This is a genomic window from Ancylobacter radicis (assembly GCF_018449475.1).
Classification (GTDB): domain Bacteria; phylum Pseudomonadota; class Alphaproteobacteria; order Rhizobiales; family Xanthobacteraceae; genus Ancylobacter; species Ancylobacter radicis.
The window spans coordinates 92,950-110,771 of sequence record NZ_JAHCQH010000018.1 but is presented as its reverse complement, the minus strand read 5'-3'; the positions used below and the strand labels follow the sequence as shown (position 1 = coordinate 110,771).

Below are 17,822 nucleotides of genomic sequence, written 5' to 3'. Positions count from 1 at the left end.
AAACCGGCGGATTGGTGGCACCCGATCACGGGCAAGAGCATTGCGCGGGGAATCGGGGAGCCTTACCGTTCGTTTCGCCGGAAGGGGCCTCGCCGCAACAAGTCGCAAAATTCGCCGGGACAGGATATGTCACGACGCTTGTGCGAGGCCGTCAATTCTGGCATCTTCGCGGTTGATAGGGCAGCTATACTGTCCTATAATCGGAGAGGTCACCGCTCTGCACCGCATGGGCGTGACCGAAACTAGCGTAATTCCAGAACGGCGTGCATCTTCGCGGGGGGAGCGCCCCGCGGGAGCCGGAAGCTTCCGGCGCGCCGGAGAAGACCCGAAGGGAGATACGGGGATGACTGAGGAACTGGGCGGCGTTGCCGCGCGCATGATCGACGAGGCTTCGGTTCGCCCGGCCGCGACGGATCGCGCCGACGCCAAAGCCATTTCCCACATCGACCCGGGCCTTCCGCTCGCCCAGGGTCTTTATGATCCGCGCAACGAGAAGGATTCCTGCGGCGTCGGCTTCATCGCCGACATCAAGGGCCGCAAGTCGCACGCCATCGTGCAGGACGGCCTGCGCATCCTGCTGAACCTCGAACATCGCGGCGCGGTGGGCGCGGACCCGCGCGCCGGCGACGGCGCGGGCATGCTGGTGCAGATTCCGCACCGCTTCTTCGCCAAGGAAGCCGCCACGCTCGGCTTCGGCCTGCCCGAGCCCGGCTTCTATGCCGTCGGCCATGTGTTCCTGCCGCGCGACGCGGAAGGCCAGCAGATCGTCCTTGAGACCTTCGCGCGTGTCGTCGCCGAAGAGGGACAGGTCCTGCTCGGCTGGCGCGACGTGCCGACCGACAACACCTCGCTCGGCCACACCGTGCTGCCGACCGAGCCCAAGCATGTCCAGGTCTTCATCGGCCGGGGCGAGGCGGTCCAGAGCGAGGACGATTTCGAGCGCCGGCTGTTCATCCTGCGCAAGGTCGTGTCCAACGCCGTCTATGGCGCCAAGGACCCGCGCACGGCCGGCTATTATGTGGTGTCGCTGTCCTGCCGGACCATCGTCTATAAGGGCATGTTCAACGCCGACCAGCTCGGCGCCTATTATGCCGACCTGCACGACCCGATGTTCGAGAGCGCCGTCGCGCTGGTGCATCAGCGTTTCTCGACCAACACCTTCCCGGCCTGGTCGCTCGCCCATCCCTACCGGATGGTCGCCCATAACGGCGAAATCAACACGCTGCGCGGCAATGTGAACTGGATGGCGGCCCGCCAGGCCTCCGTCGACACCGAGCTGTTCGGCAACGACATCTCCAAGCTCTGGCCGATTTCCTATGAGGGCCAGTCGGACACCGCCTGCTTCGACAACGCGCTCGAATTCCTTGTGCAGGGTGGCTACGAGCTGCCGCACGCGGCTATGATGCTCGTGCCCGAGGCGTGGGCCGGCAATCCGCTGATGGATGAGGAACGCCGCGCCTTCTACGAGTACCACGCCGCGCTGATGGAGCCCTGGGACGGCCCTGCCGCGATCGTCGCCACTGACGGCCGGCAGATCGTCGCCACGCTCGACCGCAACGGCCTGCGCCCGGCGCGCTATCTCGTCACCCGCGACGAGCGGATCGTGCTGGCCTCCGAAATGGGCGTGCTCACCTTCCCCGAGGACGAGATCGTCACCAAGTGGCGCCTCCAGCCGGGCAAGATGCTGCTGGTCGATCTGGAGGAAGGTCGCCTCGTGCCGGACGAGGAGGTGAAGACCTCGCTCGCCAAGGCGCATCCCTACAAGGAATGGCTGAAGCGCACCCAGCTCGTGCTGGAGGAGCTGCGCGCGGTGGAGGCACGCGAGGTGCGCACCGACGTGTCGCTGCTCGATCGCCAGCAGGCCTTTGGCTACACGCAGGAAGACGTCAAGCTGCTGATGGCGCCGATGGCGACCACCGGGCAGGAGGCGGTCGGCTCCATGGGCACCGATACGCCCATCTCGCCGCTGTCGAAGCGGTCCAAGCCGCTGTTCACCTATTTCAAGCAGAACTTCGCCCAGGTCACCAACCCGCCGATCGACCCGATCCGCGAGGAGCTGGTGATGAGCCTCGTCTCCTTCATCGGGCCGCGGCCGAACATTTTCGACCTTGAGGGCAATTCACGCCGCAAGCGGCTGGAAGTGCGCCAGCCCATCCTGACCAATGGCGATCTGGAGAAGATCCGCTCCATCGGCTTCATGGAGGAGCGGTTCGACACCCGCACGCTCGACATCACCTACCCGTCCGACAAGGGCGCGGCGGGGATGGAGGACGCGGTCGAGCGGCTGTGCGAGCGCGCCGAGGCGGCCGTTCATGGCGGCTACAACATCATCATCCTGTCCGACCGTCTGGTCGGGCCGGACCGGATCCCGATTCCCTCGCTGCTGGCGACCGCCGCCGTACATCATCACCTGATCCGCAAGGGGTTGCGCACCTCGGTCGGCCTCGTGGTGGAGACAGGCGAGGCGCGCGAGGTGCATCACTTCGCCTGCCTGGCCGGCTATGGCGCCGAGGCGATCAACCCCTATCTCGCCTTCGAGACGATGATCGACATGCGCGTCGACATCCCCGAGGAGGTGGACGAGTACGAGATCGTCAAGCGGTACATCAAGTCGATCGACAAGGGCCTGCTCAAGGTCATGTCCAAGATGGGCATCTCGACCTACCAGTCCTATTGCGGCGCGCAGATCTTCGACGCGGTCGGCCTGTCGACCGAGGTGATCGAGAAGTATTTCTTCGGCACCGCCTCCTCGATCGGCGGCATCGGCCTCGCCGAGATCGCCGAGGAAACCGCGATGCGCCACCGCGACGCCTTCGGCGACGCGCCGGTGTACCGCACCTCGCTCGATGTCGGCGGCGACTATGCCTTCCGCCTGCGCGGCGAGGAGCACACCTGGGACCCGGAGACGGTCGCGGTGCTGCAGCATGCCGTGCGCGGCAATGCGCAGGACAAGTACCGCCACTTCGCCAAGCTGGTGAACGAGGCCGGCACCAAGACGCTGAACGTGCGCTCGCTGTTCCGCATCCGCGAGGCCGGCGAACTCGGCCGCGGCCCGATCCCGCTTGAGGAGGTCGAGCCGGCGGTGGACATCGTCAAGCGTTTCGTCACCGGCGCCATGTCGTTCGGCTCGATCTCGCGCGAGGCGCACACCACGCTGGCCATCGCCATGAACCGGATCGGCGGCAAGTCGAACACCGGCGAGGGTGGCGAGGAGGCGACGCGCTTCAAGCCGCTGGCCAATGGCGATTCCATGCGCTCGGCGATCAAGCAGGTGGCTTCCGGCCGCTTCGGCGTGACGGCGGACTACCTCGTCAATGCCGACATGATCCAGATCAAGATGGCGCAGGGTGCCAAGCCCGGCGAAGGCGGCCAGCTGCCCGGCCACAAGGTCGATGCGGTGATCGCCAAGGTGCGCCACTCGACGCCGGGCGTCGGCCTCATCTCGCCGCCGCCGCATCACGACATCTACTCGATCGAGGATCTGGCGCAGCTCATCTTCGACCTGAAGAACGTGAACCCGGAGGCCGACATCTCGGTCAAGCTGGTCTCCGAGGTCGGCGTCGGCACGGTCGCGGCAGGCGTTGCCAAGGCGCGCGCCGACCACATCACCATCTCCGGCTTCGAAGGTGGCACCGGCGCCTCGCCGCTCACCGCCATCAAGCACGCCGGCTCGCCCTGGGAGATGGGTCTGGCCGAGGCGCATCAGACGCTGGTGCTGAACAATCTGCGCGGGCGCATCGCCCTGCAGGTTGACGGTGGCCTGCGCACCGGGCGCGACGTGGTGATCGGCGCGCTGCTCGGCGCCGACGACTTCGCCTTCTCCACCGCCCCGCTGATCGCGGCCGGCTGCATCATGATGCGCAAGTGCCACCTCAACACCTGCCCGGTGGGCGTGGCGACGCAGGACCCCGTGCTGCGCAAGCGGTTCAAGGGCACGCCGGAGCATGTGATCAACTACTTCTTCTTCGTCGCCGAGGAAGTGCGGGAGATCATGGCCTCGATGGGCATCGCCGACTTCAACGAGCTGATCGGCCGCTCCGACTGGCTCGACCAGCGCGTGGCGATCGAGCACTGGAAGGCCAAGGGGCTCGACTTCAGCCGCATCTTCGCCAAGCCCAATGTCGGGCCGGAGGTCGCCATCCGTCACACGGAGCGGCAGAACCACCCGATCCACCATGTGCTCGACCGCACCCTGATCCATCAGGCCATGCCGGCGCTGGAGAGCGGCGACAAGGTGGTGATTCACAGCGAGATCAAGAGCATCAACCGCTCCGTCGGCGCGATGCTCTCGGGCGAGGTCGCCAAGCGTTACGGCGACACCGGCCTGCCGGACGACACGATCGACATCCATCTGACCGGCACCGCCGGCCAGGCCTTCGGCGCCTTCCTCGCCACCGGCATCTCGATGACGCTGGTCGGCGAAGCCAATGACTATGTCGGCAAGGGCCTCTCGGGCGGACGCATCGTGGTGCGCCCGGCGGCCAATGCCGCCATCGTGCCGGAGAACTCGATCATCGTCGGCAACACCGTGCTGTACGGCGCGACCTCCGGCGAGGTGTATTTCCACGGCGTGGCCGGCGAGCGTTTCGCGGTCCGCAACTCGGGCGCCATCGCGGTGGTCGAGGGCACGGGCGACCATGGCTGCGAATACATGACCGGCGGCGTGGTCGTCGTCATCGGCCAGACCGGGCGCAATTTCGCGGCCGGCATGTCCGGCGGCGTGGCCTATGTGCTGGACGAGGACGGCAGCTTCAAGAACCGCTGCAACCTCTCCATGGTCGACCTGGAGCCGGTCGAGGAGGAGGAAGACCTTCTCGAACGCCTGCACCACCATGGCGGCGACCTGGAGTTCAAGGGCCGCATCGACATCATGGCGGATATGGGCCACCACGACGAGGAGCGGCTGCACCAGCTCATCGCCAAGCACCTGCACTATACGGGCTCGCAGCGGGCACAGGGCATCCTCGACAACTGGACCGAGTACCGGTCGAAATTCGTCAAGGTGATGCCCGTCGAGTACCAGCGGGCGCTGCGCGAGATGGAGAAAACGCGCGGCCTGCAGGCGGCCGAATAGAACGCGGGCCGTCGTCCCGGCCGAAGCGTCGCGCAGAGCCGGGATCGCGGGCAGGCTAATCGCCGCACGATCCCGGATCGGCCGCCGGCCGTCCGGGATGACGACCTAAACGGTGACGATGAATGCTCGGCCCCGTGCCGCGCCGTCATTTTCCAATTGGCATGATTGATGTATCTGCACCTGGGGCTGGAACGTCTCCAAGGTGGCGGTGCTCCGCGAAAGAGGGCGCAATGGGTAAGGTTACGGGCTTTCTCGAGATCGATCGGCGCGAGGCGAAGTATCAGCCGGCGTCCGACCGAATTCGCCATTTCCGCGAATTCACCCTGCCCCTGCCGGATGCCGAGGTCGCCAACCAGGCCTCGCGCTGCATGGATTGCGGCGTGCCGTTCTGCCATGGCCCCAATGGCTGCCCGGTGCACAACCAGATCCCGGACTGGAACGACCTCGTCTATAACGGGAACTGGGAGGAAGCCGTGCGCAACCTCCACTCCACCAATAATTTCCCCGAATTCACCGGCCGCATCTGCCCCGCGCCCTGCGAGGAAGCCTGCACGCTGAACCTCGAGGACGTGCCCGTCACCATCAAGACGGTCGAGCAGGCGATCGCCGACAAGGCGTGGAAGATGGGCTGGGTGAAGCCCGAGCCGGCCCCGTTCAAGACCGGCAAGAGCGTCGCCGTCATCGGCTCCGGCCCGGCCGGCCTTGCCGCCGCCCAGCAGCTCGCGCGGGTCGGCCATGATGTCCATGTCTATGAGCGCGAGCCCAAGGCCGGCGGCCTGCTGCGCTACGGCATCCCCGACTTCAAGATGGAAAAGCACTATATCGACCGCCGCGTGACGCAGATGGAGGGCGAGGGTGTCACCTTCCATTACGGCGTGAATGTCGGCGTCACCACGCCGCTTGAGGATCTCCTCGCCCGGCATGACGCGGTGCTGATGTGCGGCGGCTCGGAAGCCCCGCGCGATCCCGGCCTGCCCGGCCAGGAGCTTGAGGGCGTGCACTACGCCATGCCGTATCTGGTGCAGCAGAACCGCCGTGTCGGCCGCGAGGATGTGAGCCGCGACACGCCGATTCTGGCCGCCGGCAAGCATGTCGTGGTCATCGGTGGCGGCGATACCGCTTCCGACTGCGTCGGCACCGCCTTCCGGCAGGGTGCGCTCTCCGTGCACCAGCTCGACATCCGCCCGGTGCCGCCGCTGAAGGAAGACAAGCTCGCCGTGTGGCCCTATTGGCCGACCAAGTTCCGCACCTCGACCAGCCAGGCCGAGGGCGCCGACCGTGAATTCGCCGCCGCCACCCTCTCCATCGAGGGCAAGAAGGGGCGGGTCGCCACGGTGAAGTGCGCCCGCGTCGACGCCAAGCGTCAGCCGATTCCCGGCACCGAGTTCCACATCAAGGCGGACCTCGTCTTCATCGCGCTGGGCTTCGTGCATCCGATCCATGAGGGGATGCTGTCGCAGGCCGGGCTCGGCCTCGACAAGCGCGGCAATGTGGCGGCGAACGAACTCGACTACGCCACCAGCGTGCCCAAGCTGTTCGCCGCCGGCGACATGCGGCGCGGCCAGTCGCTGGTGGTCTGGGCGATCCGCGAGGGCCGCCAGGCGGCGCAGTCGGTCGACACCTTCCTGATGGGCTCGTCCATCCTGCCGCGCTGAGGGCGGGACATGTCCGACGGCACGGCGACGCCGCCGCTCCCGCAGGACTTCGTCTGGGCCGCATTGGTCCCGGAACTGCTGGTGACGGATATCGCCGCCAGCCTCGGCTTCTGGTGCGGCCTCTGCGGCTTCGCCATCGCCTATGCGCGCGAGGAGGACGGCTTTGCCTATCTCCAGCGCGAGGGCGCCCAGCTCATGCTGGAGGAGATCGGCGAGGGCCGGCAATGGATCACCGGCCCTCTCGAACGCCCGTTCGGGCGGGGTTTGAATTTCCAGATCGCCGTGAGCGCCGTCGAGCCGATCCTCGCCGCGCTCAAGGCCGCCGACTGGCCGCTGCATATGGCCGTCGAGGAAAAATGGTATCGCGCAAGCGAGCAAGAGGTCGGCGTGCGCCAGTTCCTCGTGCAGGACCCGGACGGCTATCTCATCCGCTTCTCACAGAGCCTCGGCCTGCGGGCCGCACAGGCAATCTAGCTCAGCGGACTACGGCGCCGTCGTCCCCACCCCGGCCCCGCTCGCGGGTGTCCCGGCCGGGGCGGCGTTCGGCAGCGGGCCGGCCGGCAGCACTGACGCGGGAGCCGCCGGCACCAGCGGTTCGGCGGTGGCGGCGGGCTGGCCGGCGGGCCAGCGGAAATCATCGGTCCGTCCGGCCACGACCGGCAGCGCCGCGCCGCTGACCAGAGCCCTGGCGGGCTCGGGCTCCTCCGGCCGGCCGGAAAGAATGGCGGGGGTCGCCACCGCTGGCGCACCCGGCGCTCCGGCGAGGGTGCGCGCCCCGGCCGACGCCCCGCCGGTGAGCAGGATGATGGAGGGCCGCGCCTCCGCCGGATTGGCGGCAGCCGCCGCGGCGGCCGGGTCGATCGGCTGCGCCAGCAGCGCGTCGAGATGGCGATCGACGAAGAAGGCGAGCTTGCGCCCGCCGGCGCGGGTGAAGCCCACGCCATCGGCATTGCGCAGGCGTCGGCGCTGGCCATCGACATCCGGGCCGGACATCATGAACTTGCCCTCCTCGTCGACGAAGCCGTCGGTGACGTCGGCGAAGACGAGGCCGGCGCGCTCGGTGCGCTCCTTCAGCAGGGCGTTAAGCTGCACATTGCGTTCATTGGCCGCCGGATCCTCGACCGGCGGCAGACCGACCACCACGACCGGCCTGCCGGCAAGTTTGAGGCCGAGCAGGAAATCATCCACCCGCCGGCCGTAAAGGTCGCGCCAGCGTTCGTCGAACAGTTCGGCCCGGCCCGCCGGATCGTCGATCGGCGTCAGGTCGTTCATGCCGGCGAACACCACCACCACATTGGGCTGCTCACCGGCCGTGAACTGGCGGCCCTTGCTGATCCAGTCGAAACCGCTCAGGGGGCCGAAGCCGGAACCGGGCTCGGTGCGCGCCACCACGGCGACGCTCTCGCGGTCGGCGGCAAAGCCGTCGGCCAGCCCCTGCGCCAGCGGAGCGGCGAGCTCATCGCCGAGCACCAGCACGATCTCCTTGATGGCGTCGGATTCGTCCCGCGCGGCGGCGGCCGTGTCGAACACCGTGCCGCGCGGCACGGCCGGCTGGGCGATGACCGGCGGGGCGGCGACGGGCGGGGCGGCGTAGCTGTCGTTCGGCCGGCTCGGAACCATGCGGCGGGGCTGGTCCGAGCGGAACAGGTTCAGGAAGGGCTGGAAGGGCGACCAGGTCTGGCGCTGGGGCGGCGGCGCCTGCCGGCGCTGCGCCTGAGGAGCCGCCTGCTGGCGCCGGGGCTGCTGGCGCGGCTGCGCCTGCCGCTGCTGGGACGGCGCCTGACGCGTGGCGGGCGAACCGACATTGCCAGGCGGGCGGAACCAGTCGCTCTGCGCGAGGGCGGGCGTGATGCCGAGCGGCGGGACCGACGGGCACAGGCCACCCGCCGCCAGCACGAGTGCCAGCGGCAGCGCCTTGAGAACCCGAGCGATGCGGCGCGCGCTCATGACTTGCCCTGTTGATCGACGCTCACGGACGATGCCGGAGTGGAATTCCGGCGTCAGGCGTGAACCATTCTCGCGGCGGTTTCAAGTCCCGGCGGCTCCAGGCGACCGCCTCGCCGTCCCTCACGAACCGCTGCGCAGGCTGTCCAGCACCTTGTCGGAGGGGTGGCCGTCCGCCGGCAGGCCGACGCTCACCTGATATTCCCGCACGGCGACGCGGGTCTTGCTGCCGAGCGCCCCGTCCACCGGGCCGACATCATAGCCGCGCGAGGCGAGGCGGCGCTGGAGTTCGGCACGCTCCAGCCGCGACAGCGCCCGCGCATCCTCCGGCCAGGGCTGCACGAACGGCCCGCCACCACGGATGCGGTCCGCCAGATGACCGATGGCCAGTGCATAGGCATCGGCCGGGTTGTAGCTGAGGATGGCCTTGAAATTATCAGTCATCAGGAAGGCCGGGCCCTGCGCGCCGGCGGGCAGCAGCAGATAGGCCATCTCGTCGCCCGACGGCATCGACCGGCCATCCGGGCGGCGCACGCCCATCGCCCACCACTCGCGCATCGGCTTGCGCAGGTTCTTGTCGGCCAGCACATAGTTGAAGCGCGCCGGCAGCACGACCTCATAGCCCCAGGAGTGCCCGGCCTGCCAGCCGCCGCGCTTGAGCTTGTTGGCGGTCGAGCCCATGGCGTCGGCGACCGAATCCACCACATTGCGGTGCCCGTCGCCGTCGAAATCCACCGCGTCGCGCTGGAAGGCGGTCGGCATGAACTGGGTCAGCCCGAAGGCGCCGGCCCAGGAGCCGCGCAGATGGCTCTCGGGGATGTCGCCCCTGTCGACGATGCGCAGCGCGGCGACGAACTCGTCGCGGAAATAAGGCTGGCGCCGGCCGACGCAGGCGAGCGTGGCGGTCGCCTGCAACACCGGATAGGAGCCGCGCGCGCTGCCGTAATTGGTCTCGATGCCCCAGATGGCGGCGACGACGTAAGGGTCGACGCCATAGGTGCGACTCACCGCCTCGAACACGGCGGCGTTCTGCGCCATGGCCTCGCGGCCCCGGCGGATGCGGGTCTCGGAGACCAGCATCGTCACATAGTCGCCCGCCGTGCGGGTAAATTCCGGCTGCATCTGCAGCTTCTCCATGATGCCCATATCGGGCTTGAGCCCGGCCGTGTAGCGGCGGAAGCCGGCGGCCGAGACGCCCCTGGCGCGCGCGGCGGGCTCCAGGGAAGCGATGCAGCGGCTGAAATTGGCCTCGGCGCGGGTCAGCGCGGCCGGCGTCATCTCGGGGTGGCTCGACGCCTGCGGGGCGGATAGGGCGGGTCGGGACGCGGATGGGCGGGGAGAAGCAGCCGGCGGCGCATAGTTCGCCGCCGCCACCGGGCGGGAGGCGGGCGTCGCCAGCGTGCCGGTCACGTCGTCCGGCGAGGCGCAGCCGGCGAGGCCGAGACCCATCATCAACGCGGCGATGCCGCCGGCCGAGCGCCGGCCGAGACCCGTCGTTCGATTACTCATAACGCCTACCCTTACGCGAACCCGAGGCGGGATTAGGGACGCGGCAGGGTTTCCAAGCGCTTAACGCCGGCGTGGAATCAGGGTTTCGCCAGCTCGGGAGGCGATGACGGCACGCCAAATGGTACGCAAATATTCATCCACTCGCGCTATGATGCCGGGCGAGACATTGCACGGGCGAGGGAGCCGAATGGGTCGCAACGCGTTATAAGCAATGTGTCATTCACCAGAGCGAACGGTTAAGGCCAGCAAGAGCCCACCGATCCGCCCGACTTCCGTTTCCACCGATCAAAAGCGGCATCACGTTTCCATGGCTACTCCGATACGCAAAGCGATCCTGCCCGTTGCCGGCCTCGGCACCCGCTTCCTTCCGGCCACCAAGGCCGTCCCGAAGGAAATGCTGACCGTGGTGGACCGTCCCGTCGTCCAGCACGTGGTCGACGAGGCGCGCGCCGCCGGCATCGAGCACATCGTCTTCGTCACAGGCCGCAACAAGGGCGTCATCGAGGACCATTTCGACCGCCAGTACGAGCTGGAAGCCACCCTTTCCGAGCGCGGCAAGCACCATTTGCTCGACGTGCTGCGCGAGGAGACGATGGGGCCGGGCAAGACCAGCTTCACCCGCCAGCAGCTCCCGCTCGGCCTCGGCCATGCGGTGTGGTGCGCCCGCGACATCATCGGCAACGAGCCCTTCGCGCTGCTGCTGCCGGACATGCTGCACAAGCCGCGCAACGGCAAGGGCTGCCTCGCGCAGATGGTCGACGCCTACAGAAAAGCGGGCGGCGGCAACCACTTGGCTGTTTATGAGGTGCCGCCGGAGCAGACCGACCAGTACGGCATCGTCGGGCTCGGCGAGCCGCTGTCCGACAATGTCCACCGCATCTCCCGCATGGTGGAGAAGCCGAAGACCAGCGTGGCGCCTTCCAACCTCGCCATTTCCGGCCGCTACATCCTCCAGCCGGAGATCTTCGACCTGCTCGCCACCCAGGAGCGCGGCGCCGGCGGCGAGATCCAGCTCACCGATTCCATGCTCAAGCTGGCGAAAAAGCAGGATTTCTATAGCGTTACCTTCGACGGCTCGATTTATGACTGCGGCTCGAAGCTCGGCTTCCTCACCGCCAATGTCGCCTATGCGCTGGACCGTCCCGACATTGCCGAGAGCTTCCTGCCGGAGCTGAAGGCGCTGCTGGCGAAGCAGTGAGGGCGCTTATTTCCTGCCCCGATCGGGCAGAAAGACGAGACCCGATGCATGAAAAAGGGCGCCTCGCGGCGCCCTTTGTTTTTGCGTAGTGGGGTGAACAGTCAGGCCAGTCAGGCCGCCTCGTCCACCGCGCCGGGGCGGGTGTCGAACAGAAGCTCGTTCGCCCCGCGCTCGACCCGGACGATGTCGCCGTCCTTGACCGTGCCGGCAAGAATGCGGCCGGCCAGCGGGTCCTGCAGCAGCTTCTGGATCACCCGCTTCAGCGGGCGCGCGCCATAGGCCGGGTCGTAGCCCCGCTCGGCGAGGAAGTCCCGCGCCTCGGGGGTGATCTCCAGCTGGATCTTGCGCTCCTCCAGCAGCTTCTCCAGCCGCTTGACCTGGATATCGACGATGGCGCCCATCTGGTCGCGCCGCAGCCGGTGGAACAGCACGATCTCGTCGACGCGGTTGAGGAACTCGGGGCGGAAGTGCCCGCGCACCACCGACATGACCTCCTCGCGCACGCCCTCCGAATCCTCGCCGTCCTTCTGCGCGACGAGATATTCGGCGCCGAGATTCGAGGTCATGATGATCAGCGTGTTGCGGAAGTCGACCGTGCGGCCCTGCCCGTCCGTCAGTCGCCCGTCGTCGAGCACCTGCAGGAGGACGTTGAACACGTCCGGATGCGCCTTCTCCACCTCGTCGAACAGCACGACCTGATAGGGCCGGCGCCGCACCGCTTCGGTCAGCGCCCCGCCCTCCTCATAGCCGACATAGCCGGGAGGCGCGCCGATGAGCCGGGAGACCGCGTGCTTCTCCATGTATTCCGACATGTCGATACGCACGAGCGCCGTGTCGTCGTCGAACAGGAACGACGCGAGCGCCTTGGTCAGCTCGGTCTTGCCGACGCCGGTGGGGCCGAGGAAGATGAAAGAGCCGATCGGCCGGTTGGGATCCTGAAGCCCCGCCCGCGCGCGGCGCACCGCGGTCGAGACGGCCTCCACGGCCTCCTTCTGGCCGATGACGCGCGTGGCGAGCACCTCCTCCATGCGCAGCAGCTTCTCCTTCTCGCCTTCCAGCATCCGGTCGACCGGCACGCCAGTCCAGCGCGAGACGACCTGCGCGACATGGTCGGGCGTCACCGCCTCCTCCATCATCGTGCCGGCCTGCACCTCGGCGGCGGTGTCCTTGGCCTCGATGACGGCGAGCTTCTTTTCCAGCGCCGGGATCGTGCCATAGGCGAGCTCGCCCGCCTTCTGGTACTCGCCGGTGCGCTGGGCGATGGCGAGGTCGGCCCGCGCTTTTTCCAGATCGCTCTTGATCTTCTGCGCGTCGCCGAGCTTTTCCTTCTCCGCCCTCCAGCGCGAGGTGAGCGCGTCGGACTGCTCCTCCAGATTGGCGAGCTCCTTCTCCAGCCGCTTCAGCCGGTCCTTCGACCCCGCGTCGCTCTCCTTCTTCAGCGCCTCCTGCTCGATGCGCAGGCGCACGATCTCGCGGTCGATGCTGTCGAGTTCCTCGGGCTTGGAATCCACCTGCATGCGCAGGCGCGCCGCCGCCTCGTCGACCAGGTCGATCGCCTTGTCCGGCAGGAAACGGTCGGTGATGTAGCGGTTGGACAACGTCGCCGCCGCCACCAGCGCGGAATCGGTGATGCGCACGCCGTGATGCAGCTCGTACTTCTCCTTGATGCCGCGCAGGATGGAGATGGTGTCCTCCACCGTCGGCTCGGAGACGAAGACGGGCTGGAAGCGGCGGGCCAGCGCCGGGTCCTTCTCCACATGCTTGCGGTACTCGTCGAGCGTGGTGGCGCCGACGCAGTGCAACTCACCGCGCGCCAGAGCGGGCTTGAGCAGGTTCGAGGCGTCCATCGCCCCGTCGCTCTTGCCGGCACCGACCAGCGTGTGCATCTCGTCGATGAACAGAATGATGCCGCCCTCGGCCGCCGTCACTTCCGACAGCACCGATTTCAGCCGCTCCTCGAACTCGCCGCGATATTTCGCGCCGGCGATGAGCGAGCCCATGTCGAGCGCCAGCAGGCTCTTGTCCTTGAGGCTCTCCGGCACGTCGCCATCGACGATGCGCAAAGCGAGGCCCTCGACGATCGCGGTCTTGCCGACGCCGGGTTCGCCGATCAGCACCGGGTTGTTCTTGGTCCGGCGCGACAGCACCTGAATGGTGCGGCGGATTTCCTCGTCGCGGCCGATCACCGGGTCGAGCTTGCCCTCGCGCGCCGCCGCCGTCAGGTCGCGGGCGTATTTCTTGAGGGCGTCATAGGCGTTTTCCGCCGTCGCGCTATCGGCCGTACGGCCCTTGCGCAGCGCCTCGATGGCGGTGTTGATCTTCTGCGGGCTGGCGCCGGCTTTCGCCAAAATCTTGCCCGCCTGGCTGTCCTTCTCCAGCGCCAGAGCGAGCAGCAGCCGCTCCACCGTGACATAGCCGTCGCCGGCTTTCTTGGCCGCCTGCTCGGCCGCCTCGAAGACGCGGGCGGTGGCGGGTGCGAGATAGACCTGCCCGGCCCCGGAGCCCTCCACCTTGGGCAATTTCTTGAGCGCGGCCTCGGTATCGGCCAGCACGATGCGCGGATCGCCGCCGGAACGCTGGATCAGCCCGGCGCACAGGCCCTCGGGATCATCGAGCAACACCTTCAACAGGTGCTCGGGGGTGAACTGCTGGTGCCCTTCTCGCAGGGCAAGCGACTGCGCCGACTGGACAAAGCCACGTGCGCGCTCGGTGTAGATCTCGAAATTCATCATCAGCCTCCTGGCCCCGCATCCGCCCTTTGAAAGGCACGAACGCTCACTCGGGACGGCGGCGCCCGTATCCCGGCCACCGCAACGGACCCCGGTACGGCGATCCGTCCACCCTCATGTAGTGTGGCCCATCGGCAACGGAAGGGCGTTGAGCGCGATCAAGCCGCTGTTTTTGTGCGAGCGCCCGGCGCGATGGCCGATGCCCCGCCCGAAGCCGCGGGCGCGTCCCCGCCCGGCGCCCCGCCGAGGAGATAGGCAAGGGCCGCCACCAGCGCCACCGCCCCGAGCACGAGGAAGGCGGCGGCATAGCCGGCAGACTGGGCGATGAACCCCGCCAGCGACGTCGAAAGCGCGGCGCCGATGCCTTGCGCGGTCATGACCAGCCCGAGACCGGCATTGAAGCGACCGGAACCCTGGAGAATGCGCGCGACGATGCCGGGCGTGGCGACACCGAGAAGGCCGGCGCCGACGCCGTCGAGGATCTGCACGGGATAGAGGCCGAGACCGATATCCCATTGCGTGGCCGCCGCCGCGATGAGGCCCCGCACCGGCAGGGCTGCCAGCGCCATCAGCAGCACCAGCCGGTAGCCGCGCGATTGGGCGAGGCGGGCGGCCATGAGGGCCATGGGGATCATGGTCGCCTGCGCCACGACGACGGTCAGGGCGGTGAGGGTCGACGGGTCTCCGGCGCCCCGCGCGACCATGCCCTGCCCGAACAGCGGCAGCATGGCGGCGTTGCCGAGATGGAACAGCCCCATGGTGAAAGCGACGGTGAGCAGCCGCCGGTCGGACAACAGGCCGCGCCAGCCTTCCGCGCCGCGCTCCTCCCCCGGCGCCGCACGGGCCATGCCCCGCGCCGCCTCATGGTCGATGTCGCCCGGCCGGATCGACAGGACCGAGAGCACCGATCCCACCGCCATCGCCGCCATCAGTGCGAACACCGCCGGAAGGCCGAGCCACCAGCCGAGCACCCCGGCCAATATGGCGGCGATGATGTTGCCCGCATGGTTGAAGGCCTCGTTGCGGCCAAGCTGGCGGTCGAACCCGGCGGCGCCGACAAGACCGAGCGTGATGCCCGCCACGGCCGGCCCCAGTGCCGCCGCCGCGATGCCGTTCACCGCCTGCGCGAGCGTCACCACGGCAAAATGGGGCGCCAGCAGAATGGCCATCGAGGCGGCGATCACCACCGCCGAACCGCAGATGACGATGGTCCGCTTGGCGCGGCTGGAATCGACCAGCGCCCCCATCGGGATGGTGGCCACCATGCCGGCGAGGCCGCCAATGGTCATCACCAGCCCGATCTCGCCGGGCGACCACTGCTTCTGTTGCAGGAACACCCCGAGAAAGGGCCCGAGCCCATCGCGCACGTCGGAGAGAAACAGATTGAGCGCGGCGAGCCCGGCGAGCGACGACATGGCGGTCATGAGGGGGTTCCGCTGGAGGACGACCGATAAGCCCGCGCGGGCGTCACAGTTCCCCGTTACCTAACGGACGCAGTGTCTCACACCGGCCGCTCGGCCAGCAGCATGTAGTTGATCGACAGATCGCTGGAGCGGCGCCATTCATCCGCCAGCGGGTTGAACACCACGCCCTGACGGTCGATCACGCTCAGGCCGCCGGCCGCCAGCGCCGCCTCCAGCTCGTCCGGGGTGACGAACTTGTTCCAGTCATGCGTGCCCCTGGGCAACCAGCCGAGCACATATTCCGCCCCGACAATGGCCAGCGCGAAGGACCGCTTGGTGCGGTTCAGCGTTGCCGCCACCATCAGGCCGCCGGGTTTCACCATCTCGCTCGCACGGGCGAGGAACAGGCCGACATCGGCGACATGCTCGACGACTTCCATCGCCATCACCACGTCGAATCGCTCGCCGGCATCGGCCAGCGCCTCGGCCGTGGTGGCGCGGTAATCGACCGGCACGCCGCTCTCCTCGGCATGAAGCGCGGCGACGCGGACATTCTTCTCCGCCGGGTCGATGCCGACGACCTGTGCGCCCATGCGCGCCAGCGGTTCGCTTAGCAGCCCGCCGCCACAGCCGATGTCGAGCAGGCGCAGCCCGTCGAGCGGGCGGATGGCGCGCGGGTCGCGGCCGAAATGGGTGGTCAGATGCTCGCGCAGATAAGACAGGCGCACGGGGTTGAACTTGTGCAGCACCCGCATCTTGCCGCGCGGGTTCCACCACTCGGCGGCGAGCGCGGCGAATCGCTCGACCTCGCGGGGATCGACGGTGGTGGCGGTCTCGCTCATCGGGACTCTCTGATCTATCCGGGACGGTTCCCGAAACGTTTCCAAGCTCGCGAGCGGCCCGTTGCGGGGCGGACGCGAGGTGGATATGTATACGCGCCTTTTTGGCCGGGAGCCCACCTTCTCCCGCCCGGCCCCGACAAAAGAACGGTTTACGGTTTCCCGCAATGGCACGTCTGGTGATGAAGTTCGGCGGCACCTCGGTCGCCAACATTGAGCGCATTCGCAACGTGGCGCGCCATGTGAAACGCGAGACCGAGGCCGGCAACGAGGTGGCGGTCGTGGTTTCCGCCATGTCCGGCAAGACCAATGAACTGGTCGGCTGGTGCCGCGAAACCTCCGTGCTGCACGACGCGCGCGAATATGACGCCATCGTCGCCTCGGGCGAACTGGTCACCTCCGGCCTGCTCGCCATCGCGCTTCAGGACATGGGCATTCCGGCCCGCTCCTGGCAGGGCTGGCAATTGCCGATTTCCACCGACGATGCCCATGGCTCGGCCCGCATCCTCGATGTCAATGGCGAGGAGATCATCAAGCGTTTCGCCGAGGGCGAGGTCGCGGTGATCGCCGGCTTCCAGGGCATCCATCTGCCGTCCGGCCGGGTGACCACGCTCGGGCGCGGCGGCTCGGATACCAGCGCGGTGGCGGTCGCCGCCGGCATCAAGGCCGATCGCTGCGACATCTACACCGATGTCGACGGCGTCTACACCACCGATCCGCGCATCGTCCCGAAGGCGAAGCGGCTGGACAAGGTGGCGTTCGAGGAGATGCTGGAAATGGCCTCGCTCGGGGCCAAGGTGCTTCAGGTGCGCTCGGTCGAGCTTGCCATGGTCCACAAGGTGCGCACCTTCGTGCGTTCCAGCTTCACCGACCCCTATGCACCCGAACTCATGACCGCCGGCGACCCGCCCGGCACCCTGATCTGCGACGAGGAGGAAATCGTGGAGAGTGAAGTCGTCACCGGCATCGCCTTCGCACGGGACGAAGCCCAGGTGAGCATCCGCCGTGTGCCGGACAAGCCCGGCATCGCCGCCAATGTCTTTGTCCCGCTGGCCGACGCCCACATCAATGTCGACATGATCGTTCAGAACATCTCGGCAGAGGGCTTCACCGACATCACCTTCACCGTCCCGAGCACCGATTTCGAGCGCGCCAAGGCGGCGCTCGCCGTGGTCAAGGACGAGATCGGCTACGAGACCATCGAGGGCGCCACCGACGTGGTGAAGATCTCGGTGATCGGCATCGGCATGCGCTCGCATGCCGGCGTCGCGGCGAAGGCGTTCAAGGCGCTGTCCGAGCGCGGTATCAATATCCGCGCCATCTCGACCTCCGAAATCAAGATTTCGGTGCTGATCGATGCGGCCTATACCGAACTTGCCGTTCGGACGCTGCATTCGGTATACGGGCTGGACGCCTGAGCGAGGGCAATGGCGCGGCCTGAGTCGCGCCTTTCGTAGGACCTCCGGGATCG

General features: G+C 67.9%; 10 protein-coding genes. 5 read left to right on the top strand and 5 right to left on the bottom strand.

The features are described from left to right. The first annotated feature begins 343 nt into the window (after window positions 1-343). The 3 genes from gltB (at window position 344) to KIP89_RS14285 (ending at window position 7,203) form a co-directional block, all read left to right on the top strand. Window positions 344-5,074: a glutamate synthase large subunit gene (gene gltB, locus KIP89_RS14295; protein WP_213756167.1), complete on the top strand. Its 4,731-nt coding sequence runs from the start codon at window positions 344-346 to the stop codon at window positions 5,072-5,074. Between the two features lie 230 nt (window positions 5,075-5,304). Further along, window positions 5,305-6,729, top strand: coding sequence for a glutamate synthase subunit beta (locus KIP89_RS14290; RefSeq protein ID WP_213756166.1), 1,425 nt, complete (start codon window positions 5,305-5,307; stop codon window positions 6,727-6,729). 9 nt (window positions 6,730-6,738) lie between these two features. Next, window positions 6,739-7,203: a bleomycin resistance protein gene (locus KIP89_RS14285; RefSeq protein ID WP_213756165.1), complete on the top strand. Its 465-nt coding sequence runs from the start codon at window positions 6,739-6,741 to the stop codon at window positions 7,201-7,203. A gap of 9 nt (window positions 7,204-7,212) precedes the next feature. Here the strand turns inward: KIP89_RS14285 and KIP89_RS14280 are convergent, their stop codons facing one another. Together KIP89_RS14280 and KIP89_RS14275 are read right to left on the bottom strand one after the other, a co-directional pair. Then, the gene (locus KIP89_RS14280; RefSeq protein WP_213756163.1) at window positions 7,213-8,676 is read right to left on the bottom strand and encodes an SGNH/GDSL hydrolase family protein; all 1,464 of its coding nucleotides are present in this window, start codon (window positions 8,674-8,676) and stop codon (window positions 7,213-7,215) included. A gap of 120 nt (window positions 8,677-8,796) precedes the next feature. Further along, entirely contained in the window at window positions 8,797-10,182 is a 1,386-nt protein-coding gene (locus KIP89_RS14275) for a lytic murein transglycosylase (RefSeq protein ID WP_213756162.1), read from the bottom strand. Window positions 10,183-10,489: 307 nt separating this feature from the next. On the opposite strand from KIP89_RS14275, the gene KIP89_RS14270 reads away from it, so the two are divergent. Then, window positions 10,490-11,380 (top strand): UTP--glucose-1-phosphate uridylyltransferase, encoded by an 891-nt coding sequence (locus tag KIP89_RS14270; protein WP_213756160.1) that lies wholly within the window; start codon window positions 10,490-10,492, stop codon window positions 11,378-11,380. Between the two features lie 110 nt (window positions 11,381-11,490). Here the strand turns inward: KIP89_RS14270 and clpB are convergent, their stop codons facing one another. The 3 genes from clpB to ubiG all read right to left on the bottom strand — a co-directional run bounded on the left by clpB (window position 11,491) and on the right by ubiG (window position 16,354). Beyond that, window positions 11,491-14,109 (bottom strand): ATP-dependent chaperone ClpB, encoded by a 2,619-nt coding sequence (gene clpB, locus KIP89_RS14265; protein WP_213756323.1) that lies wholly within the window; start codon window positions 14,107-14,109, stop codon window positions 11,491-11,493. A 158-nt stretch (window positions 14,110-14,267) separates the two neighbouring features. Continuing rightward, a complete protein-coding gene (locus KIP89_RS14260; RefSeq protein WP_250152500.1) occupies window positions 14,268-15,533 on the bottom strand; it encodes an MFS transporter in 1,266 nt (421 codons plus the stop codon). 77 nt (window positions 15,534-15,610) lie between these two features. Next, the gene (gene ubiG, locus KIP89_RS14255) at window positions 15,611-16,354 is read right to left on the bottom strand and encodes a bifunctional 2-polyprenyl-6-hydroxyphenol methylase/3-demethylubiquinol 3-O-methyltransferase UbiG (protein ID WP_213756158.1); all 744 of its coding nucleotides are present in this window, start codon (window positions 16,352-16,354) and stop codon (window positions 15,611-15,613) included. Between the two features lie 164 nt (window positions 16,355-16,518). Between ubiG and KIP89_RS14250 the strand changes: the two genes are divergently transcribed. Then, the gene (locus KIP89_RS14250) at window positions 16,519-17,769 is read left to right on the top strand and encodes an aspartate kinase (protein ID WP_213756157.1); all 1,251 of its coding nucleotides are present in this window, start codon (window positions 16,519-16,521) and stop codon (window positions 17,767-17,769) included. Window positions 17,770-17,822: the final 53 nt, after the last annotated feature.

What these genes read in the sequence shown, in the direction of transcription:
- KIP89_RS14290 (WP_213756166.1), top strand. Translation starts at nt 5,305, where the DNA reads ATGGGTAAGGTTACGGGCTTTCTCGAGATCGATCGGCGCGAGGCGAAG.
- KIP89_RS14285 (WP_213756165.1), top strand. Translation starts at nt 6,739, where the DNA reads ATGTCCGACGGCACGGCGACGCCGCCGCTCCCGCAGGACTTCGTCTGG.
- KIP89_RS14275 (WP_213756162.1), bottom strand. Translation starts at nt 10,182, where the DNA reads ATGAGTAATCGAACGACGGGTCTCGGCCGGCGCTCGGCCGGCGGCATC.
- KIP89_RS14260 (WP_250152500.1), bottom strand. Translation starts at nt 15,533, where the DNA reads ATGACCGCCATGTCGTCGCTCGCCGGGCTCGCCGCGCTCAATCTGTTT.
- ubiG (WP_213756158.1), bottom strand. Translation starts at nt 16,354, where the DNA reads ATGAGCGAGACCGCCACCACCGTCGATCCCCGCGAGGTCGAGCGATTC.
- gltB (WP_213756167.1), top strand. Translation starts at nt 344, where the DNA reads ATGACTGAGGAACTGGGCGGCGTTGCCGCGCGCATGATCGACGAGGCT.
- KIP89_RS14270 (WP_213756160.1), top strand. Translation starts at nt 10,490, where the DNA reads ATGGCTACTCCGATACGCAAAGCGATCCTGCCCGTTGCCGGCCTCGGC.
- KIP89_RS14280 (WP_213756163.1), bottom strand. Translation starts at nt 8,676, where the DNA reads ATGAGCGCGCGCCGCATCGCTCGGGTTCTCAAGGCGCTGCCGCTGGCA.
- KIP89_RS14250 (WP_213756157.1), top strand. Translation starts at nt 16,519, where the DNA reads ATGGCACGTCTGGTGATGAAGTTCGGCGGCACCTCGGTCGCCAACATT.
- clpB (WP_213756323.1), bottom strand. Translation starts at nt 14,109, where the DNA reads ATGAATTTCGAGATCTACACCGAGCGCGCACGTGGCTTTGTCCAGTCG.